The organism is Desulfosarcina variabilis str. Montpellier (assembly GCF_048565275.1).
Classification (GTDB): Bacteria; Desulfobacterota; Desulfobacteria; order Desulfobacterales; family Desulfosarcinaceae; genus Desulfosarcina; species Desulfosarcina variabilis.
Genome location: NZ_CP159846.1, coordinates 1,698,477 through 1,718,461, shown reverse-complemented (window position 1 = coordinate 1,718,461; position 19,985 = coordinate 1,698,477). Strand labels below are relative to the sequence as shown.

General features: G+C 48.6%; 21 protein-coding genes and 1 riboswitch. Of the genes, 10 read left to right on the top strand and 11 right to left on the bottom strand.

Annotated features, from left to right (window positions below; all coding sequences use genetic code 11):
- Positions 1-191 precede the first annotated feature (191 nt).
- The gene (locus Dvar_RS07650; protein ID WP_419661099.1) at positions 192-2,915 is read right to left on the bottom strand and encodes a CoA-binding protein; all 2,724 of its coding nucleotides are present in this window, start codon (positions 2,913-2,915) and stop codon (positions 192-194) included.
- A gap of 100 nt (positions 2,916-3,015) precedes the next feature.
- Positions 3,016-4,254, bottom strand: coding sequence for an ATP-grasp domain-containing protein (locus Dvar_RS07645; RefSeq protein ID WP_419661098.1), 1,239 nt, complete (start codon positions 4,252-4,254; stop codon positions 3,016-3,018).
- Positions 4,255-4,649: 395 nt separating this feature from the next.
- Here Dvar_RS07645 and Dvar_RS07640 point away from each other — a divergent pair, with 395 nt between their 5' ends.
- Complete coding sequence (locus Dvar_RS07640; RefSeq protein ID WP_419661097.1) at positions 4,650-4,826, top strand: hypothetical protein; 177 nt, start codon at positions 4,650-4,652, stop codon at positions 4,824-4,826.
- A 383-nt stretch (positions 4,827-5,209) separates the two neighbouring features.
- On the opposite strand, the gene Dvar_RS07635 is transcribed toward Dvar_RS07640, so the two are convergent.
- Positions 5,210-5,479: a hypothetical protein gene (locus Dvar_RS07635; RefSeq protein WP_419661096.1), complete on the bottom strand. Its 270-nt coding sequence runs from the start codon at positions 5,477-5,479 to the stop codon at positions 5,210-5,212.
- A gap of 165 nt (positions 5,480-5,644) precedes the next feature.
- Positions 5,645-5,995, bottom strand: a complete 351-nt coding sequence (locus Dvar_RS07630; RefSeq protein ID WP_419661095.1) for a DsrE family protein — start codon at positions 5,993-5,995, stop codon at positions 5,645-5,647.
- A 23-nt stretch (positions 5,996-6,018) separates the two neighbouring features.
- Between Dvar_RS07630 and Dvar_RS07625 the strand changes: the two genes are divergently transcribed.
- Positions 6,019-6,324 carry a hypothetical protein gene (locus Dvar_RS07625; protein ID WP_419661094.1) on the top strand — a complete coding sequence of 102 codons (306 nt, stop codon included), beginning with the start codon at positions 6,019-6,021 and terminating at the stop codon, positions 6,322-6,324.
- 537 nt (positions 6,325-6,861) lie between these two features.
- On the opposite strand, the gene Dvar_RS07620 is transcribed toward Dvar_RS07625, so the two are convergent.
- From Dvar_RS07620 to mdh, 4 genes are all read right to left on the bottom strand, one after another.
- Complete coding sequence (locus Dvar_RS07620; RefSeq protein ID WP_419664086.1) at positions 6,862-7,623, bottom strand: succinate dehydrogenase/fumarate reductase iron-sulfur subunit; 762 nt, start codon at positions 7,621-7,623, stop codon at positions 6,862-6,864.
- Positions 7,624-7,631: 8 nt separating this feature from the next.
- The gene (locus Dvar_RS07615; protein WP_419661093.1) at positions 7,632-9,545 is read right to left on the bottom strand and encodes a fumarate reductase/succinate dehydrogenase flavoprotein subunit; all 1,914 of its coding nucleotides are present in this window, start codon (positions 9,543-9,545) and stop codon (positions 7,632-7,634) included.
- Positions 9,546-9,616: 71 nt separating this feature from the next.
- Positions 9,617-10,258 (bottom strand): succinate dehydrogenase cytochrome b subunit, encoded by a 642-nt coding sequence (locus Dvar_RS07610; protein ID WP_419655838.1) that lies wholly within the window; start codon positions 10,256-10,258, stop codon positions 9,617-9,619.
- Between the two features lie 275 nt (positions 10,259-10,533).
- Complete coding sequence (gene mdh, locus Dvar_RS07605; protein ID WP_419661092.1) at positions 10,534-11,463, bottom strand: malate dehydrogenase; 930 nt, start codon at positions 11,461-11,463, stop codon at positions 10,534-10,536.
- Between the two features lie 320 nt (positions 11,464-11,783).
- Between mdh and Dvar_RS07600 the strand changes: the two genes are divergently transcribed.
- Positions 11,784-11,879 carry a transposase gene (locus tag Dvar_RS07600; RefSeq protein ID WP_419664085.1) on the top strand — a complete coding sequence of 32 codons (96 nt, stop codon included), beginning with the start codon at positions 11,784-11,786 and terminating at the stop codon, positions 11,877-11,879.
- Between the two features lie 909 nt (positions 11,880-12,788).
- Here the strand turns inward: Dvar_RS07600 and Dvar_RS07595 are convergent.
- Together Dvar_RS07595 and Dvar_RS07590 are read right to left on the bottom strand one after the other, a co-directional pair.
- Complete coding sequence (locus Dvar_RS07595) at positions 12,789-13,091, bottom strand: hypothetical protein (protein WP_419661091.1); 303 nt, start codon at positions 13,089-13,091, stop codon at positions 12,789-12,791.
- A gap of 269 nt (positions 13,092-13,360) precedes the next feature.
- A riboswitch (cobalamin riboswitch) is annotated at positions 13,361-13,547 on the bottom strand.
- A 101-nt stretch (positions 13,548-13,648) separates the two neighbouring features.
- Positions 13,649-13,819 (bottom strand): DUF1007 family protein, encoded by a 171-nt coding sequence (locus tag Dvar_RS07590; protein ID WP_419664084.1) that lies wholly within the window; start codon positions 13,817-13,819, stop codon positions 13,649-13,651.
- A gap of 785 nt (positions 13,820-14,604) precedes the next feature.
- Here Dvar_RS07590 and Dvar_RS07585 point away from each other — a divergent pair.
- The 6 genes from Dvar_RS07585 to Dvar_RS07560 all read left to right on the top strand — a co-directional run bounded on the left by Dvar_RS07585 (position 14,605) and on the right by Dvar_RS07560 (position 18,215).
- Positions 14,605-14,841: a hypothetical protein gene (locus Dvar_RS07585; protein ID WP_419657311.1), complete on the top strand. Its 237-nt coding sequence runs from the start codon at positions 14,605-14,607 to the stop codon at positions 14,839-14,841.
- Positions 14,842-14,962: 121 nt separating this feature from the next.
- Positions 14,963-15,328 carry a hypothetical protein gene (locus tag Dvar_RS07580; protein ID WP_419658810.1) on the top strand — a complete coding sequence of 122 codons (366 nt, stop codon included), beginning with the start codon at positions 14,963-14,965 and terminating at the stop codon, positions 15,326-15,328.
- A gap of 4 nt (positions 15,329-15,332) precedes the next feature.
- Positions 15,333-15,908, top strand: coding sequence for a DNA methylase (locus Dvar_RS07575; protein WP_419657312.1), 576 nt, complete (start codon positions 15,333-15,335; stop codon positions 15,906-15,908).
- Positions 15,909-16,135: 227 nt separating this feature from the next.
- Complete coding sequence (locus Dvar_RS07570; RefSeq protein WP_419661090.1) at positions 16,136-16,462, top strand: hypothetical protein; 327 nt, start codon at positions 16,136-16,138, stop codon at positions 16,460-16,462.
- An 86-nt stretch (positions 16,463-16,548) separates the two neighbouring features.
- On the top strand, positions 16,549-17,571 hold the full coding sequence (locus tag Dvar_RS07565) for a hypothetical protein (protein WP_419661089.1): 1,023 nt from the start codon (positions 16,549-16,551) through the stop codon (positions 17,569-17,571).
- Positions 17,547-18,215, top strand: a complete 669-nt coding sequence (locus Dvar_RS07560; RefSeq protein WP_419657314.1) for an AAA family ATPase — start codon at positions 17,547-17,549, stop codon at positions 18,213-18,215. The genes Dvar_RS07565 and Dvar_RS07560 overlap by 25 nt, the downstream gene beginning before the upstream one ends.
- 271 nt (positions 18,216-18,486) lie before the next feature.
- Here the strand turns inward: Dvar_RS07560 and Dvar_RS07555 are convergent, their stop codons facing one another.
- Positions 18,487-19,200, bottom strand: coding sequence for an Imm49 family immunity protein (locus Dvar_RS07555; protein WP_419664083.1), 714 nt, complete (start codon positions 19,198-19,200; stop codon positions 18,487-18,489).
- Positions 19,201-19,351: 151 nt separating this feature from the next.
- Between Dvar_RS07555 and Dvar_RS07550 the strand changes: the two genes are divergently transcribed.
- Entirely contained in the window at positions 19,352-19,978 is a 627-nt protein-coding gene (locus Dvar_RS07550; protein ID WP_419661088.1) for a TetR/AcrR family transcriptional regulator, read from the top strand.
- Positions 19,979-19,985: the final 7 nt, after the last annotated feature.

Genomic DNA, 19,985 nt, shown 5'->3' with positions numbered 1-19,985 from the left:
CTGTAATTGCCAGGGCACGGCGCAGCTTGTTAAAAAAAACTGAGCAAGATTTCTACAAACTTGCTCAATTTTTTGTTTATTAGGGGCTGCTTCTAAAAAAACACTCTAACCAGACCAAGCAAGCTGCTATTAGGACGACAGCCCTGAATGTCAGGGCCAATTCTTCATAACGGTTTGCAACACGTGGGATTTTATCCTACCCATTCAACCTGGCTTGCAGGAGTCCGGCAATCCATCGCTTGACCACGGCTCTTATGGTCAGCAATTTCAGCAGAGCAACCAACCATACGACCGAGCAGGAACATGATAAATGCGATATCCTGCATTGCTTTGGAATCAATTTTTCCACTGTTTACATCATCCCAGAGAAGATCAAGGGAGATCGTTGCGATAACACCGTCGATATTCACGCAGAATACGTTTTTGGTAGCGCCAACATCGAACATCGCCTGAACCAGGTGATGATAGAATTCCTGGAAGAAGTTGATTTCATCTCTTTCTTTGAAAAGTTTGTCCATAAAAACTTCTCGCGGATCATAGTTGACGGGTTTTCCTTTAAAGACGGGATGGTTTACGCAAGGCACTTTGAAATAATTCAGGATACCTTCACGTTTTGCCGTTGTTTTGGTTTCAAGGTATTTTTCTGCAGCTGCTTTAGCCAGTTCTTTTAGTTTCGCATCTTTAGCTGCACTATCGGTTTCTTGGTACGGATCAAAATCACCAAAGGAATCTTTCAAAAACTTGATGGCTTCAAAACCGTTTCCACCATGGTCACGACCGGTGTTGTTCATCCAGCCGGAGTAGCATGTGGCGATGAAGTTACCCCCACTGACCGATTCCTTGGCGCCTTTTGCACTAATGGTACCCGGACCATTGGAATTTAACAGGTTAAGCAATCCGTTAATGGCAAACTGTTCCCTTGTAGCCGGTTCTCGATTAAACAGCATTGTAAAGACGGTTGTTGCGAAATCGGTATTCAGAATCGACAAGTCGCTCAATTCTGACATTTCTTTGTAGAAGTCATTGATTTCATACTGAGGTGCGCAGCAACCGACAATAATGCCATTGCATGCCAGGTAAGTACCAATTTCCAGAGCCGTTTCACGCGGAATCTGCCTGTCGACCAACGGTTTCCATGAAACACTAAGGACCATGGAAGCCAGGAGCAGGTTGAGTTTATTTACATTGCTGTTGGCTCTGGCATATCTCTGTGCATATTCGGTAAAGATGGTTTCCAAGCCTTCTCTGGCAAGTAAATCGCTGAAAAAATCGGCAATATCTTCTTCCTTAGCGGTTGTTTCACCTTCAGGCATAATACCCTTCTGTGATAATTTTTCTTCAATAAGATCGTAATTTACTGATGAATCAGCATGGATATCAACATAGAAAAGATCGATCATTTTATCGGTCATTTCTTTCATGTCGGTGTACAGTTTTTTATTGCCGGATACGGTAACAGCAGCACCGAGATAACCATTGGGCAATGTCCCATTAGCTCTAGCGCGGGCAGCGACATCCATATACTGTGTACCAATGGCTGTAAAATAGTTCATTAATGCATTGGCTAGTGGAAGTACCTTGGTATCGGGAATAACCTTGGTTAAGGCAAAGAAGTTGGAAAGTGCAAAAGGCTTTACAACGAGATCGAGAACGGGAATACCATGTACTTCAGTTACCTGGGTAACCGGGTTCATCATACTCGCACCGGACTTATTGCGCATGTTTTCTCTTGTCAGCTGTGCCCCTACCTGATTACCAAGCCTTTTGATGGTATCGTTGTAAGGTTCCATCGCTTCTACTGCTGTCATTTGCAGTTTTTCCGGGAAAGCGGTACGCTGATCCTTCACGAACCAGGGTTTCAAACTCAAGTCACCTTTTGGTGCAAAATCGGACTCCTGTCCAATTTCTTTGTAGATCGCTGCCATAGCTGTCGGCGCATCCTGAATGGATTCAATCCTCACTCCTTTCTTTGAGACTTTCGGGCTATCCGGATTAAACATTTCAACGCCAAAATATGAATCAAACCATTTTTCTTTTGCCAGGGCATCATCGCCGCCACCGGCAATCGCGCCGGCATGTCCAACCGCACGGCTTAAGTTGGCTTTCCAGCGTCCGGTCACGCAGCATACAATTGGCTTGGTCAGTTTAATGGCTCCTTCCTGTATCCAATCCAGTGCTTGTTTTTCATAATATCCGCCAGGTTCGATATAGCAGAAGATCGCTTTGGTCCGGGGGTCGTTTTCAGCACAATAAAGGAATTCTGCAAATGCAAAATGGATATAAAGGTCTTTACCACTGCTCAATACTGTTGATGTACCGAAACCAGCAGTTTTTAAATATTCAGGAATGGTTGTACTGAAGTTACCTGAGTTACTGAAAACCGCAACGCTTCCCTTTACCAGGCTTTCACCCGGCGCAGAACCGCCCAGCGCACCGCCAACACGCACCTGGTCCCAGGAGTTTCCAATTCCCAGGCAGTTTCCACCAAATACATCGATTTTATGCTGTTGCGCAATGGCACGGATAAACTGAGAATCTTTGACAGATACTTTTTCAGTCAGAACAACAATTTTCTTCAGTTTTGGATTCTGCGAAATGAGTTCAGCCGCAGCAGCACCAACCGCTGCAGGCGGTAGATAAATAACGCCTGTATCAAAATCAATACCATCATCAACAATCTCTTTGATACTTCCAAATACCGGGATATCCCCGATCTTGGTTTCCATTTTTTCACCGGATCGTCCGTACTGAACTCCAGCGACAACGTTACCGCCACTGAATTCGTGAGATATGGGGGTTACGCCTTTACTTTCACCACCCAGAATGTTCATCACAACGCACCGTGAATCTTTATTCGCTATTTCTTCTAGACTATTTACTCCCACGTAATAGGGGAACGGATTCGTTTGACTCATAGCTTCTCCAATAAAAATGATTTATTTTCTGGTTAACATCAAGTGCTTCGATTTATAATATAATAAAAAAATTACATTTTATTCTTATTTTGGATCAGCACTATTTTTTCTTATTTGCTTCAATCCATGCATCCAATTCCAGGGTGTAATTCAATACACCAATCATACTACTGTCGAAACCGAATATTTTGTAAGGGATTTTCAGACTATCCAGAAGGTCACGGGCATAAATCATTCCCTGCACAAGGTTTGGGCCACCACGACCGATTACAACGCTTATATCAGGATTCAGCTTGATGTTCTCCCTCAGGGCATCCATCATCGCTTTGATGGTAACAAAAATATCGGTATTGTTTGCTTTACCACCAATGATTTGAACAATGTTCGCATTCTTCAGAAAATGCTTATAACATATGGTCGCAATCTCTTTCATCTTTGCATACGGCGGGTTTCCACCAAAGTCTGATGAAAAAATCGCTCTGTCACCCAAAACTTCAGTCGCTGCACTATTGGCACCACCACCAAACATAAACGGCAGAATTGTTCCATTGGGATTGAGTTCCACAACATCACTTTGACCTTGATAGGTTCTCAGCTGGTTGATTTCCGTTTCAAATTCCGTCAATTCTGTAGCGAATACTTCCTTGGGAAACGTAATGCGTTCATGTGCCGGATCGTCCTGGTCAAAAGCGGCTTTAACATCGCATGCAACCGGAAGTGGACGTTTGCCATTTTTTTTCATTCGAATAGGGTTCAGCTCAATCATGGTCAGCCCATAGTTGTTATAAAGCTCCCATAATTTGGGAAGTTGCTGTACCAGTGGGCTGATATATGCTTTGGGGCACCCCAGTTTGATCAGTGCATCATTCACATGATACCCTTTAAGACCTTCAAGGGGATTAAACGGAATAATCGCTTTTTTGTCGTCCGGAAGATCTTCAACTTCAACACCACCTTCAACTATCAGCATCATTGTAGGTGTTCTGGTAATGGTAGAGGTTGTAATACTTACATACAGCTCTGCATCTGAGTCAACAAACTCTTCAAATGTAGCGCCGCATGCATTGTGTGTGGCATTACCTAGTTCGCAGGTGCAAAAGCAAAGGTCTTTTTTCGCCTGGTTAGCGTCTGCATAATTGTCGACAATTTTTACCAGCCCGGCTTTTCCTTTTTTACCGACACTGCCCATAAAAGACGGTTTTACAACGACTTTCCCGCCTCCTTTTTTCAGTAATCCTTCAATCTGTTCTTTGGTAGCATCCTCTTCCAGGGTTTCTGCTACGGGGAAACCAACGATGTCCATCAATTGCTTTCCATATTTCAATCCAGTTAGTTGCATTTTTCCTCCCTGATAATTGTAGTGAATTTCATTCTTCTCAATTCATTCAATTTTGCAATAAGGTTTAAGAGCCTGTTTGATAAATCCGTGAAGGCCCGCTAACGCCGTCTACAAGTGTCTCAAAATGCGCACATATTACATATATACGCAGCAATCGAGCCACTTTCCGCCTTGTTATCGGGCTTGACCCAGACTTCTCAAACAGGCTCTAAGGTTCCCCCCTTCTATACTTTTTTCCATGCCAAGCCCTCCTTTCTGTAAGGAAATGCCTAAATTTTTCATGCGGGTGCTAAAAATTCGGACACTCGCTTAAAAATCAAAGATTGCGTATTAGACTATTATTAGCCTGGTGGGTTCAAAGAAGGAGGCGATTGACAGGATTATGCCTTTATTGTATGGATAAAGACGAAGCGCACTCCACCACCGGAGGCTTCACAGGGAAAGCAGCTTGGATACCTTGCAGGGGATTGAGCTGCTTTCCCTACCAACCTTTTAAAAAAAATTTATTTCAATTGATTACCTATTTTCTCCTTTGCATTAAACGTGTTATCGGCTTCGAAAAAATCGGCTGATCCATAGGAAGTAAAGAAGGCTTCGACCTTCTTTTAATCACTACTTCTAATTTATCGAATACGGAATGTCAAGTTCTCATTGCAACCGGTCACACGAATTTCCCGATTTCATCAGTTGAAAGCAGGATAAGCACTAGACCTGATTCCCGTATTCAAAAGCATGGATGCTAAGCACCTGTTCGTTGCACCGACAGCAGGTCAGATAAACGCAGGGTACTTCCGTCAGATCTTATTCCCGCTCAATCATTTCAATCCTGAAAAGGCGTTCCGGCGGTTGTTTGAGCAAATATTTCACTTGTGTGTCAATCATCATTTGCAGGCCACCACCTCATCCATCAAAATGGAATTATTCATCATCTTATGTGATAAAGGGTAAACCTCAATTAAAAATTGATCGCCGTTGTTGATGCCAGACTAAATGATTTCATTTTTTTGCCGCATTTGGGGCAGAAGATGGTGGCAATATTGTTTTTATCCATGATCGCTTCGCCGGGCAGATCAATGAAGAAAAGGCCTTTTTCTTCCTGGCTGCACGATTTGTTGAAGCAGTAAAACCGGTGATGCATGGCATCTGTCTGGGTGTCCGACGGCAGCGGCTTCATGGGTTTGGCGCACCGGGGGCAAAAAACCGTTGCCATATTGTTTTTATCCATGACCGCTCCAGTCGGCAGTTCAATAACAAAGGGTCCCTTATCCGCATGTGTGCATGTTTCACTGTTGCAGTAGAATTTTATCGACATAAGAATCCCCCCCATTAGTGGTATTTTCCCGGTTGGCTTTTTACCGGCATTCTATCCGTAAAAATCTGAAAGACAGATTCAAAAGGTAATCAATTTTTCCCCGCTCTTGATTATTTCGGTCAGGTAGGCCTCGGAATAAACGACCTTCACCCCTTGTTCTTCAAGGGCCGAGGCAACACCATAGTCGTCTGCACAGCGCTTGCTGGCCATCAGGTTAACGCCGGCATCCTGCATGTGAGCCATGTGCGTCTGGATCTTGGGGTCACGTGCTGCCAGGCGGGCGCTGGGCCCCCAGATCAGCACGGTAACGTCATCCCACCAGCCTTCCAGGCGGGCATTGGTTGCATACATAAAAACCATGGTTTTGGCGATTCCCCGATCCGCACTACTCCAAACAATGGTCAATCGATTCGGTATAGAAGATGACATTGACGCCTCCGATGATTAAATTCATGCGCGATAAATTTAAACGGTCATTTTTAGCCTATTTTTATTTCTCACCAACGTTAATCAACCCATGGTTTTACATGCGGGTGCTAAAAATCGGTCGCTCGCTTAAAAATCAAAGATTGAGTATTAGAATATTATTAGCCTGGTGGGTTCAAAGAAGGAGGCGATTGACAGGATTATGCCTTTATTGTATGGATAAAGACGAAGCGCACTCCACCACCGGAGGCTTCACAGGGAAAGCAGCTTGGATACCTTGCAGGGGATTGAGCTGCTTTCCCTACCAACCTTTTTTAAAAGATTTTATTTAAATTGATTACCTATTTTCTCCTTTGCATTAAAAAGGCCCAAAAATCGCATCATTTTCAATGATGAGACCTTCAGGCCTAAGTTACTGTCAAATAGTAGGTTGCGATTGTAAGGCTGCGGAAATTATATCATCGGTGATATTTGAAGAGACTTCTGACTCTTCTCGCAGAACAGTTAACTAGTAACCAAATTAGAGTAAGATGTCAAGCATTATTTATTCTTAAGGCCCAAAAGGGAGTCGGTCCGTAGTAACCTATTGTAATGTTTTTAAAAGAGCTGAAAACAGGGGCTAAAATGGTCTTGATTGAATATTAAAACGTGTGGTTAAGGATTATCATTACCGGTCCCATAAAAGCGTGTTATCGGCTTCGAAGAAATCGGCTGATCCATAGGAAGTAAAGAAGACTTCGACCTTCTTTTAATCACTACTTCTCTTAATTTATCGAATACGGAATGTCAAGTTCTCATTGCAGCCGGCCAGACGAATTTCCCGATTTCATCAGTTGGAAGCAGGATAAGCAGTAGACCTGATTTTTTTGTCATCGCTGCTCCTTGTATTCAGATCCGAATGCCGCCTTGAAGTACTCGCGGTTTAAGCGCGCAATGTTGGTGATCGAGATTTCCTTGGGACATTCCGCTTCGCATTCGCGTTCGTTGGTGCAGTTGCCGAAACCGAGGTCATCCATGGTGGCGAGCATGTTCTGAACCCGCCTGGCCGCCTCAGGCCGGCCCTGGGGCAAAAGGGCCAAGTGCGAGACCTTGGCGCCCACGAAAAGCATGGCCGAGGCATTGGGACAAGAGGCCACGCAGGCCCCGCAACCGATGCACTGGGCCGCATCCATGGCCTTGTCGGCATTTTCCTGAGGAACCAGGATGGCGTTGGCATCCTGGGCGCCTCCGGTGTTGACTGACACATAGCCACCGGCCTGGATGATCTTATCCAGGGCACCACGATCCACAACCAGGTCCCTGATCAGTCTGAAGGCCCGTGAACGCCATGGCTCGACCACCACGGTATCGCCGTTTTTAAAATGGCGCATGTGCAATTGACACAAGGTGGTGCCTTTCTCCGCGCCGTGGGCCCGTCCGTTGACCATGCAGCCACACATGCCGCAGATTCCTTCACGGCAGTCGTTGTCGAAGGCGATGGGATCCTTGCCGTCTTTGGTCAGTTGTTCGTTGACCACGTCGATCATTTCCAAAAAACTCATATCCGTCGAAATACCGTTGGCCTTATAGGTTTCCAGGCGCCCCTTGGCATGCGGGTCCGCCTGGCGCCACACCTTGAGCGTCAGGTCTATGAATTTACTCACTTGTAGCTCCTTTGGGTAAGTTTGACATTCTCAAATTTTAAGGGTTCTTTGTGAAAGGCCGGATCGGTTTCATCACCCTGGTACACCCAGGCCGCCACATGGCAGAAATTCTCGTCGTCCCGCAGGGCTTCATTTTCCCCGGTCTGGAAGTCTTCGTTGAAGTGGCCGCCGCAGGACTCCTGGCGCGCCAGGGCGTCGATGATCATCAACTCGGCAAACTCCAAAAAGTCGGCTACCCGCCCTGCCCGTTCCAGGCTCTGATTGAATTGCATCCTTGAACCGGGCACCTTGACGTTCTTCCAGAACTCGGCGCGCAGTTCCTGGATCATGCCTCTGGCTTTTTCCAAACCGGCATTGTTGCGCGCCATGCCGCAGAAATCCCACATGATCATGCCCAACTGGCGGTGAATTTCGTCCACCGTGCGCTTTCCATTGATGGCCAGCAGCTTGTCGGTACGTTCGGTGATCTGGCGCTCTTGCTGCACGAAAGCCTGATTGCTGCTGGCGACGGCCTCCAGTTCGGTACCGGCCAGGTAACCGCCGATGGTGTAAGGCAAAACAAAATAGCCGTCGGCCAGACCCTGCATCAGCGCGCTGGCCCCCAGGCGGTTGGCCCCGTGGTCGGAAAAGTTTGCCTCGCCAAGCACGAAAAGGCCCGGCAACGTGCTCATCAGATTGTAGTCGACCCACAGCCCCCCCATGGTATAGTGCACGGCCGGGTAAATCATCATGGGTGTCTGATAGGGATCATCGGCGGTGATCTTGGCATACATCTGGAAGAGATTGCCGTACTTCTTCTCGATCACATCCTTGCCGTCGCGGGCGATGGCATCGGTGAAATCGAGGTAGACCGCAAGGCCGGTCTCGCCCACGCCTTTACCCGCATCGCACTGCTCCTTGGCATTGCGCGAGGCCACATCGCGCGGTACCAGGTTGCCGAAGCTGGGATACTTGTTCTCCAGGTAGTAATCGCGTTCCGACTCGGGGATCTGATGGGGGCTGCGGGCATCGCCCGGACGCTTGGGTACCCACACCCGGCCGTCGTTGCGCAGGCTTTCGCTCATCAAGGTCAGCTTGCTCTGGTAGGTGCCGTGAACCGGGATGCAGGTGGGATGGATCTGGGTGAAGCAAGGGTTGGCAAAACAGGCCCCGCGCTTATAGGCCCTGAAGGCGGCGGTGACATTGGAGGCCATGGCATTGGTGGAAAGGAAAAACACATTGCCGTACCCGCCGGTGCACAACACCACGGCATCGGCGCTGTGGGATTCCAGTTTGCCCGTCACCAGGTTGCGCACCACGATGCCGCGGGCCTTACCGCCCACCACAACCACATCCAGCATTTCACGGCGGGGAAACATCTCGATCTTGCCCAGTCCGATCTGGCGCGACAGCGCGCTATAGGCCCCCAGGAGCAGCTGCTGGCCGGTCTGACCGCGGGCGTAGAAGGTCCGCGAGACCTGGGCACCGCCAAAGGAGCGGTTGGCCAGGAGCCCGCCGTAGTCTCTGGCAAAGGGGATGCCCTGGGCCACGCCCTGGTCGATGATATTATTGCTCACCTGGGCCAGGCGGTAGACATTGGCTTCCCGGGCTCTAAAATCACCGCCTTTGATCGTATCGTAAAAGAGCCGCCAGATGCTGTCGCCGTCATTGGGATAGGTCTTGGCAGCGTTGATCCCGCCCTGGGCGGCGATGCTGTGGGCCCTTCGGGGGCTGTCCTGGATGCAGAACGTTTTGACATTGTAGCCCAGCTCGGCCAGGGTGGCCGATGCCGAACCGCCGGCCAGCCCGGTGCCGACGACGATGATATCGAAATTGCGTTTATTGGCCGGGTTGACCAGCTTCAGTTCGAAGCGATGCTTATCCCATTTTTGAGCCAGAGGACCCGAAGGCACCTTTGCGTCAAGTTTCATAATCAATCCTTATATTTTGCGAATCCTTACGAACGGCGACTTTTTACAAGTTCATCATATCAAACAGGCTCTTAGACACTGAGACCGACAAATAGGGGAATGCAACTAAAGCCGATCCCGATGGCGATGGCGAACACCAGGCCGGCGGCTGAAATGATGGGCATATACTTCCCATGATTCATCCCCAGGGTCTGAAACGCACTCCAGAATCCATGGGAAACGTGCACGGCCACGATCAGCATGGCCGCCACGTAGATGGCGACATAAATGGGGTTTTGGAAAGCGGCGCTGACGATTTCGAAAATCGTGGTGGCGGATTTATCCACGAAATGAAAGTTCAGCAGGTGAAACAACACAAAGCCAAGAATCAGCAGCCCGGTATAAGGCATGGTGCGTGATCCCAGACTGCGCCCGCCGGCGCTTTTATTGACGCGATAGCGCTGGGGACGGGCGTTCAGGTTTTGCAGGAAAAGAATCAATCCGGTGGCGACATGGATCAGGGCCATCAGCAAAAGACCGATTTCGGCAGCCCTTAGCAAAGGCCCCAGTGCATGGAGGTGCTCGGCATAGGCGTTAAATGGATCGCTTCCGCCATATATGGTCAGGTTGCCGGCCAGGTGACCGGCCAAAAAGCCGATGAATCCCAGACCGGTCAGGGCCATCAGCAGTTTCTTGCCGATGGATGATTGAAAGGTGTGGATGAGCCAGTTCATTAAAGCCTCCCTTGGGCGTCAGGTATATGGCAATGGGCGCAAAACAATGAAGATGAAACCGAGCCTTGCGGTCAGCTGTAAATGGGCGACTGATGCTTTAGAGCCTGCTTGGTAAATCCTTCTAAGGCCCGCTAACGGCGTTGGAAACTGTCTCAAAATGCTCACGTATTGCATATATGCTCCGCTTTTGAGCCACTTTCCGCCTTGTTATCGGGCCTGATCCAGACTTCCAAAACAGGCGCTTAGGGGCGATTTCATTTTCATCGTGCGAAGCGCTAAAACGTTTTCAATAGTTCAACCAGTTCCTTGACGGCATCCGCCGAATGATATAGGGCCTTTTGCTCATCGGCGGTCAGCTCGATTTCGATCACCGTTTCGATCCCACCGGCGCCCAGTTTCACCGGTACGCCGATGAAGAGATCGTTGATCCCATATTCTCCCTGCAATAGCGCTGCGCAGGGCAGGATCTTCTTCTTGTCCTTGAGGATCGATTCAGTCATTTCCACGGTGGCCGAAGCCGGGGCGTAATAGGCGCTGCCGGTTTTGAGCAAGGAGACGATCTCAGCGCCCCCATTGGCCGTTCGTTCCACCAGTGCCTGGATGCGATCGGCGGAGATTAGCTCGGTGATGGGAATACCCGCGACGGTGGAGTAGCGCGGCAGGGGCACCATCGTATCGCCATGTCCGCCCAGGACGAAGGCGTGGGTATTTTCCACGGAAACCTTCAGTTCCATGGCGATGAAAGCCCGAAAACGTGCCGAATCGAGAACCCCAGCCATGCCGATTACCCGGTTTTTGGGAAAGCCACTGGCTTCATGGGCCACATGGCACATGGCGTCCAGGGGATTGCTGACAATGATCAGGATCGAATTGGGTGCCTGATGGCTGACTTCGGTAACCACGCAGCGCATGATCCCGGCATTGGTCTTGATCAGATCGTCGCGGCTCATTCCCGGTTTGCGCGGGATGCCCGCCGTGATGATAACCACATCCGAATCCTTGGCCGCATCATAGCCGTTGGTTCCGGTCAGTTTGGCATCATGTTTTTCAATGGGCGCGGCCTCGGTCAAGTCCAGGGTTTTTCCCTGAGGAACGCCTTCGACAATATCGATTAGCACCACGTCACAGAGTTCTTTTTCGGCCAGGCGCTGCGCGGCGGTGGCGCCCACATTGCCGGCTCCCACAACGGTTACCTTTTGATGCATGTGATCGTTCTCCTTCGTTTGAGTATTGTTCAACGTTTAAATAACTGATCGGTAAAAACCCAATTACGCGTCTTATGCCTTACCAGGGCAAAAAGGTCACTTTCGCCAGAGTTCAAGGTGGGGGTTGAGAAATGGGGGTCTATCGGTGGCAGGGAAATGATAGATCCGCTTCAGGAGGAATGAATCCAAGTTTAACGACGGGCGTCGCGCGGGCACTTATCAATCCACCGGCAAGCCCCCATTCCTCTCCCCTTCACGAAGGCTTCGACCTTCTTTTAATCACTACTTAAGCCTGTTAAGACGCTGGGTACCTCCGTTATATAATCAAGTTGGGGTGTCAATGGCGTATGGTTCCTTCTGATTTTCCACCATGGCAAACCGTTTATTATTTCTCACCAACGTTAATCAACCCATGATTTTACATGCAGGTGCTAAAAATCGGGCGCTCGCTTAAAAAATTAAATATTGTTAGCCTGGTGGGTTTAAAGAAGGAGGCGATTGACAGGATTATGCCTTTATTGTATGGATAAAGACGAAGCGCACTCCACCACCGGAGGCTTCACAGGGAAAGCAGCTTGGATACCTTGCAGGGGATTGAGCTGCTTTCCCTACCAACCTTTTTTAAAAAAAATTTATTTCCTAAATTTAAACGGTCATTTTTAGCCTATTTTATTTCTCACCAACGTTAATCATAAAAGGGATTTGAGGGCCTCAAAGGAATCGACAGCGCTCGTTGGATCACCGATTCTCGAGTAATTATGGGAATCGATCCAAATAAGTTGGGGAGAGTTCTTCATCATATTCATTTTTGCATTCTTTAATTTCTTTTTTCACCACCAAATTCGGCATTACTCAAATAAAAAAGCCACAAAATCAACCCCCCATTACAAAAAGGAAACCTTCATGGCTTACATTGTTATTACAAGTTCTTTTTAATTGTTACGAATGAACGAAGTAAAGAAGGCTTCGACCTTCTTTTAATCACTACTTCTCTTAATTTATCGAATACGGAATGTCAAGTTCTCATTGCAACCGGTCGAACGATTTTCCCGATTTCATCATTTCAAAGCAGGATAAGCAGTAAACCTGATTACCGTATTCAACAGCATGTATAATGCAAGTAAAAAAAGTCTGCGGCAGAAAGCGCCATATCATAGTCGATACACAGGGGCGGATCATCGGAATAACTGTCCATCTTGGGTTTTGATAGCGTGGACACACATAATCGCGCGAACCCCTGGCGCACTTGGACCTGTTGCGCTGAATGACATTCATCGTACGCCTACAATTTCCTATTCGTGGATGGGCAATAGGTAGTATAAGCGTCAGTCTCTCAACTCGTATACCGGAAACATGGATTCGCCTTTTGGATGATGGTCCGTACGATACAGGCACCCTTTCTCCTGCAACCGAAAGTCAGGCGTATCGCTGGTTCCCAATGTGTGGTGGATGGTCCGGAAAACCAGGCCATCCGATCGCAGCGCGTAGTCAGGAGATTCTGACCACCCCAGTTCATGATCTACCGTGCGGTAGAGTTTCCCATCCTGAATAACATAGACCGGAGCATTGGATTTTCCGCCAGGGTAGGATTCCGTCCGATAAATTTTTACTGGACATTTCAGGGACATGGCAATTCTCCTTTGTCGTGGCATAGACAATTAATTATCTAATATTTAAAGACAAAGTACTTAACATGGTTCTTGAACGATATTGTTCATCATGGAGAAATTACCGAAAAGCATGGTGGATGGTGCGCTTGGATAGTGTGATAAAAAAGGGAAGCTTATGGCGGGTTGATAATTGCTAAAGCCACATCTGGATCAACATAAATATTATCTTGCAGACAGTTGAATCCGTTTACAACCCGTTAATTCCGCCCCATCACTGTACACCGCAGCTGGTCGGTAATCAGCAAGGCAGGTCTTCTGGCTTTCGGTTCAACCTACTCTCTGCTCCTTCCCGTCCGATTTTTTCTGGACAGTGGCTGTGGCAGATTTCGTCACCGATCACAGCGGCGGGACCACTCCCGATTTGCACGGGATTCCCTATTAAGCAATTGTGGCACCTTACATGAACCATTTACTGCTCCAATTCAAGACAATTGTCAAGAACAAGTTTTTATAAAAAATGCCTGGGATTCAATCACCATTGTCATTGGCTGCTTATCTCATTTATATTATGCTGCTTACTCGAATCTGCCGTTTCGATTTTTGTCATGCGCCTCTATGATCATGCTGGCAAACATGTCATTACATTTCCACCATACGCGAACACCGGCCATGCCCTTCTCGTCGAAAAGAATCGTCAGACGCTTCAGAATAAACGAATGGGGGTGGGTACGGCTTTGTCGCGGCAGAGTATTTCACCTCCGAAGACACTTTAATACGAAAATGGAGGAGATAGGAAGCTATTGAAGAACGGGGCAAGACTGTAACCGGAGGAAAAAGAGAAAAGGCGCTTTTTGGGAAGATCACTATCATGCTACGGCCGTCGAGACCGGGGAGCATCTACTGCACAACATCGTATATGTTGACATGAACATGGTTCGGGCAGGTGTGGTCAGCCATTCGAAACAGTGGCCGCACGGTGGGTACAACGAACTACCTAGTGTCCGTCCAGAAATAGGAAAATTTGGTCGAGATCAAGGCGTACGAAAAATTTTACCACAGGCGCCCGAAGGAAGTGCCCTTGGGGTACATATAGTTGATATTCCGAGGATAAAATTTTTCGCGCAACGCCGATATCGGGCGAATGCTAAGACAAAAATAGTGTAACGGCCTACCTCGCCTATGCGGCAAAAGTGTAACGGTTGGTTCTACTATCCCGCAGCGATACCCCGCCCCAAAAATGAATAAACGTACCCCGCCTACCCCGCTGTAATAGCTCCCGTTGGCAATCGTCTTTTCTGCAGTTCTATTGTAAACCGTAATGGGGCATTCGTATGGTCCAGGAAAATGAAGAGAAAGCCCGGAACTATCCCTTCCGGGCTTTCAAGGTGAACTCCGTATCAAGGCCGGATGTTCAATATGTAAATTACTTTAAACTCCGGCGACGTTCAAGGCCGGATGTTAAAGTTGATCCAAATATCCTGTCGTTGGTGCAAAAACGTTTTTTGTATGTGCCGGCGCTGCTTTCGTGGGCATGCTTATTGTTGCGATGCATGCCGCATCGCCGGTCGTCTCCAGTCCCGCCGAAAAGCGCAGCGACGCTACCGTCAAACCCCAAAAGGCAAAAAGACCCACTGTTTGGCCGAAAACCGCCGGCGGCATCGGAAAATCAATCCACCTTCAAAAAATATGGATGATCATACTACTACAGGCCCTTGGCAATGGGGTACGGTCCTGTCACGGGAAGAAAATCCAGTACATTTTCGCATAGGTTCTCGATGCCGCTGCCATTTTTGCGGTCGAACAGGTGAAATTGTCAGCCATTTTCCTCGCCGTGGCTATGGGTAAGATCTTTTTCACAGAATTTTTCACGCAGATAAGGAGGCATTATCATGAAACGACGGTTTACAGGGGGAGAGCTGTTTCAACTGCGCAATCGAATCCCGGTTGACTGGCTGATCAAAGAACAGCTTCATATTCCATCTAAAGTGATCGAAGGTATTTTCCGGTTCCTATGCCCGCTGTGCAATGAATTTCAAACCGCGACCAACCCCAAGACCAATCTTGCCAGGTGCTTTCTTTGCGAGAAAAACTTCAACCCGATTGATTTGGTCATGACCGTGAAAGGTCTTGGATTCGTTGACAGCGTTAAATATTTGCATACCCTTTTGCCTGACACACCGGATACACCTACAGACCAGCGGCTAAAATTGAATCAACTGCTGGGCGATATCGGGAAACGGATGAGCATCGGGTAAACAGATGGCTGATAATCGACTCATCCAATTGGAAGATATCATCGCTGCCAATCAACACCATTTTTACCAAACCGGTAAGGCATTAAAGCAGATTCGTGACGATCGATTATTTCGCGATTTGCTGTTCGAGTCGTTTGAAGCCTATGTCAAACAACGATGGGATATGGCCCGATCCCAGGCATATCGCCTGATTAAGGCCGCAAATGTCATCGACAATTTGTCCCCAATTGGCGACGGCATCCTTCCGGAAAATGAATACCAAGCCAGGGTCTTAGCGCGTTTTACAAAAGAGGATCAACGCAATATTTGGCGTGCATTTATCGCATCCGGCATGGCGCTTACGGCCAAAAATATTCGAAAGTTGGCCTACCAAGCCTCAAAAAACAAGCCCGTCAAAAAAGCGAATGCGCCCATGGTCGATATCATCAGCGCTGACTATAAAGCGGCTGTAATGGCCATGCTGGAACAGATTCGGTCGGCGCAAAACGACGATTGGCAAACGACCTCCAGACAAACTGCTTTATTCTGGCTGAAAGTGATGAAAGAGAAAATCATACATCATGAAAGACAAAGACTTTGAACGGCTGCCCATGGACGAACGTTTTCTGATCTTGCTGCACAAAAAGATCATGGACAAGACCGGCAGCGCCAAACGCAGGGCCAAAAAATATTACATGGATCAGTACCGTAAGACCGGCGTCATTCCCAAACCACTGCTGCTTGCCAGCCAAGGCATCATGGAAGGCAGAAAGTGCAGCGGCCGCCGCCGGGTCTTAACCGAAAAAATCCAAAAAACGCTTCATCGAGATGGTCAAGGCCTCCAGCGATCCATTGGACGATCGTTTTGTATTTATCACCCGCCATGGACGAACCATCAAAAATTACCACGCCTGGCTCGAACAAGAGTTCAACCGCAAAATTTCACTTGGCGCTTTAAGGCGTTTTGCCAGGCAAGCCCACCTCAAGGTCTATCTGGAAAAACCGGACTTCGAGGAAGAGGCGGATCCCGGCGTCTGCTTTCAGGACGAACCGGTTTTCGACTTGATTCAGATGGACGGGTGCAAATTTCGCTATTTAAAGATTCGCTGGGGCAAGGGCGCCTGGGCCAAGCCCCAGGTGATCGAGTTTTTTTGACACCGGATCACGCTTCATGCTCGTGCTTGAAGCCTATTTTAGCGAAAGCAGTCTAAACGCGGTGGACCTGTTCGAGTAAATTTTTGGTGAGCACCCCTTTCCCGCAAAAAAAGATACGGCTGAGACCGGACAATGCAAAGGGTTTTGTCAACCTGAAACGCCCCATCAACGAACTGAACATCAAGTTTTCATTGCCAGGCGGGTTTTATCTGCAACCGGACTTCTCACGCATCCATGCGCCCAAGGACAAAGCACATCTGGAGTCATCCCATCGCAGCATTCATCATTTTGAAATGCGGATCATCAAGCATTTTGAAGATCGCATCGCCAAGACGGAACCGGGCTATATCTACAGAAACGGCAAGAAGGAAAAAATCACCGTCACCTATCTTGACATCGATCTTGAAACGCTGCGCCAAAGCGACCTGCTCGAATCCTATCGCCGGCAGCACAATGAGCAAAAGCACTATTATTCTGTGAACGGTAAAACATCGGCCTGGGTGCCGAAGGAAAAATTTGACGCCGGCCTTGCCCAGTGCGAACGGTTAACGTTCGGTGCGGATGACGTACGCCATTTCGCCAAATACGGCTATGACAAGATCAAGGCCACCGTGGGAGCGAAAGGCATCATCACCTTCAATAATCAGACCTACCATGTGGCCGTTGGTGCACAACACTTCAGCCGCCACAAGAGTACCAAGGTGTATATCTCCGATCTTGGCGACAAGCTGTTCATCTTCGAGCATAAAGAAAACGGTATCTTGCTGGGTGAAGCGCTGCGACGGGAACCCTACGAAAAGCCGGTCAACCAGGCAGTTGCCGAACCCAACGCGGTCGAATTGATCAGCGCTTATCTGCAGGAGAAAAAGATGGCGGTGGATAGGCCACGATTGATTGACATCCACCTTCGGGGCTTGACCCTCGATGCCGCCAAAGCCATCTACCGACAGAATCGAAAACGATATATCGCTTACGCGATCAAACTACGCCAGCCTGACGCCATCACCGGCAAGGCGCTTTTCAATGCGTTCATTTTGGATTGCGAAAGACAATTGTCAAACAACCCTTTGGTTGAGTATGCCCCATGCAGCGAAAACAAAGTTTTATAAATGACAAGCGCCGAGTATCCTATCTGTCCGCGGTATACAACCGGATCTACCGGGGACAGAGCGTATTGATCGAGGGCGAATATGGCGTCGGGAAAACCCGTTTTCTTGAACTGCTCAAACCCAAAAAGCTTCAAGGCGTATGGGTCGAGTCGCTTTGCAATGTGCATGAAATTTTGGCTTCCATCCTTCAAGGGCTGAACTACGAAGCGGTGGCTACTTACCAACGCACCCACCACCATTTGAAACTGATCAGAAGCCTGACCGACTATTACATCGTCATCGACGAGGCCAATGACATCGGCAAAAGGGTTTGGCCTTACCTGAAGCGAATCATGGACGCGCATGTACCCATCGTTCTGGCCGGACTGCCAAAGGTGAGAACCTATTTAACCAGCCAGCATCCGGATATCCTCAGCCGATTGAAAACCTTGATTCTCTATCCCATCGTTGTCGAGGATTTCATTCTGGAATATAAAGATTTTGAATCTGAAGCCATCGAACAGATTTACGTTGCCACCAGGGGAGATATGAGAAAGTTCAAGGAGATTTGCACGGATTGCCGCGACAAAGCCAAAGAACTGGGCCATAGCTTCGTCGATTTAAATCTGGTGGTCGACTTTCTCGCCAATCTTCATCCCATGTAGGCTCCAAAAAATAATCTCTTCCTTCACTCTGCGGCATATTAGCCTTCCCCCAAAACCTATCAAACCGACATCTTACCTTTTGTTAAACGCGTTCGCGTAGCCGATTACGTAACGATGCATCGTTTTTCTAATAACCACTAACGGCGCAACGGCATAAAGTGATTTAAAATAATGAAATACGATGGAAACGTGACATTATTTTACCACGCCTAAAAAATGGTTCGGGCGCATTAAGGTACTAAAATTTTATGATTATTCCTTGTGTGAAGCCTCAAGTAACGGGAAAGATAGCGTTACACTTTTTGCGTCTTAGCAGGCGAATTAGCCATTTCTGGATGGGCACTGTATAGCAACAGGGACCCATTATGCCACACAAAGCCGATCCCAATCGCAGGCAGGATGTCATTAGGAAGACGATCTGGTTCTCGCGAAGACTGAGACACTCCAGGTTACGGCATTCAAGCACGCTTTCGGGAATATCCGGGAAATCGTTGTTATCAAGGTAAAGGGCGCGAAGTTTCGTGAGCTGGGAAAAATCAAAGGATACCGGCCAGCCGATCTCATCGTCATTGTAGTGGCCGCCCAGAGCAAGGGACATGATGTTGGGGCAGGCACTCAGCTCGGCAAGGTCTCCGTGGAGCGGGGCATCGTTATAGTCCGATTCCACGGTCACCCGCTCACCCTTATCATGGGCCATGCAGGCCATGCCTAAAAGCGCGATGGCGATCCAGCTGTCCACCGGCGCGATATTTTCCGGCGTGTGGCGCTCGTAGTAGCGCCGGTGAGAGCCCAGGTGCTTGGCCAGGATCGCGTTAAAGTCCAGATCCAGTATTTGGGTCAGGGCAACCAGGGTCTCGAATTTGCCCATGGTGATGTACATGATCCAGTCGCTGGCGGATCGCATATCGAACGTGCGCGTAAACCCGGTCATCCGGGTTTCATAGTCGGGCCGCCCCAGGTGCAGGCTTTGAATGGCTTCCACCAGCAGATACTCCGGCGACTCGTTGTTTTACTGTGAAGTTGTTGTTGGTTTTGGATAAAATTGAAAAAAGGGGTTGACTTCAAATAAAAATGGCGCATATTAATGACCGACTGGTCAGTATTAATTAAAACACTTGCATGAACAGGGGGCAATTATGCCACGCAAAGCCGATCCCAATCGCAAGCAGGACATTATTCAGGCGGCCTGCCGCGTTTTTGCTCAAAAAGGCTATGCCGCCACCCGAATCATTGAAGTGGCCGAGGCTGCCTCGGTGGGCAAGGGAACCATTTACGAATATTTCCGCAGCAAGGAAGCTCTCTTTTTCGCCGTTTTTGAGTCGATGATGGAAGGTGCCACCGGGATTCTCGCCCAGGCCGGTGATACCACGGGCAAATCCTTTTCCCGGCGCATTAACACACTGGCGGACAGCATCATTCAATCCTGGCTGAGTCAGATCGACATGTACGCCCTGGTCATGGAATTCTGGTCGGCAACGGCATCCTCACCCAGCCGGGAGTCCTTCAAAGCCGTCTTTCAGGCCGGTTATCGCGACCTGAGAGCCATTATCGGCGACTTGATCCGAGAAGCTCAAAATGCCGGGGAAGTGGCTAAGGATATTGACGCCGACAAGGTTGCCGCGGCATTGGTCGGCACCTGGGATGCCCTGCTGCTTCAGGCCTGGCTGGATTCGGAATTCGACGCCCTGGCCACATCCCGTTCATTTATGGAAGTGGTGCTTCGCGGACTTGGAGCGGCTAACATTACTCAACCGCAACGGTGACAAGCGC

What these genes read in the sequence shown, in the direction of transcription:
- Dvar_RS07650 (WP_419661099.1), bottom strand. Translation starts at nt 2,915, where the DNA reads ATGAGTCAAACGAATCCGTTCCCCTATTACGTGGGAGTAAATAGTCTA.
- Dvar_RS07645 (WP_419661098.1), bottom strand. Translation starts at nt 4,254, where the DNA reads ATGCAACTAACTGGATTGAAATATGGAAAGCAATTGATGGACATCGTT.
- Dvar_RS07640 (WP_419661097.1), top strand. Translation starts at nt 4,650, where the DNA reads ATGGATAAAGACGAAGCGCACTCCACCACCGGAGGCTTCACAGGGAAA.
- Dvar_RS07635 (WP_419661096.1), bottom strand. Translation starts at nt 5,479, where the DNA reads ATGGATAAAAACAATATGGCAACGGTTTTTTGCCCCCGGTGCGCCAAA.
- Dvar_RS07630 (WP_419661095.1), bottom strand. Translation starts at nt 5,995, where the DNA reads ATGTCATCTTCTATACCGAATCGATTGACCATTGTTTGGAGTAGTGCG.
- Dvar_RS07625 (WP_419661094.1), top strand. Translation starts at nt 6,019, where the DNA reads ATGCGCGATAAATTTAAACGGTCATTTTTAGCCTATTTTTATTTCTCA.
- Dvar_RS07615 (WP_419661093.1), bottom strand. Translation starts at nt 9,545, where the DNA reads ATGAAACTTGACGCAAAGGTGCCTTCGGGTCCTCTGGCTCAAAAATGG.
- Dvar_RS07610 (WP_419655838.1), bottom strand. Translation starts at nt 10,258, where the DNA reads ATGAACTGGCTCATCCACACCTTTCAATCATCCATCGGCAAGAAACTG.
- mdh (WP_419661092.1), bottom strand. Translation starts at nt 11,463, where the DNA reads ATGCATCAAAAGGTAACCGTTGTGGGAGCCGGCAATGTGGGCGCCACC.
- Dvar_RS07595 (WP_419661091.1), bottom strand. Translation starts at nt 13,091, where the DNA reads ATGTCCCTGAAATGTCCAGTAAAAATTTATCGGACGGAATCCTACCCT.
- Dvar_RS07585 (WP_419657311.1), top strand. Translation starts at nt 14,605, where the DNA reads ATGCTTATTGTTGCGATGCATGCCGCATCGCCGGTCGTCTCCAGTCCC.
- Dvar_RS07580 (WP_419658810.1), top strand. Translation starts at nt 14,963, where the DNA reads ATGAAACGACGGTTTACAGGGGGAGAGCTGTTTCAACTGCGCAATCGA.
- Dvar_RS07575 (WP_419657312.1), top strand. Translation starts at nt 15,333, where the DNA reads ATGGCTGATAATCGACTCATCCAATTGGAAGATATCATCGCTGCCAAT.
- Dvar_RS07570 (WP_419661090.1), top strand. Translation starts at nt 16,136, where the DNA reads ATGGTCAAGGCCTCCAGCGATCCATTGGACGATCGTTTTGTATTTATC.
- Dvar_RS07560 (WP_419657314.1), top strand. Translation starts at nt 17,547, where the DNA reads ATGCAGCGAAAACAAAGTTTTATAAATGACAAGCGCCGAGTATCCTAT.
- Dvar_RS07550 (WP_419661088.1), top strand. Translation starts at nt 19,352, where the DNA reads ATGCCACGCAAAGCCGATCCCAATCGCAAGCAGGACATTATTCAGGCG.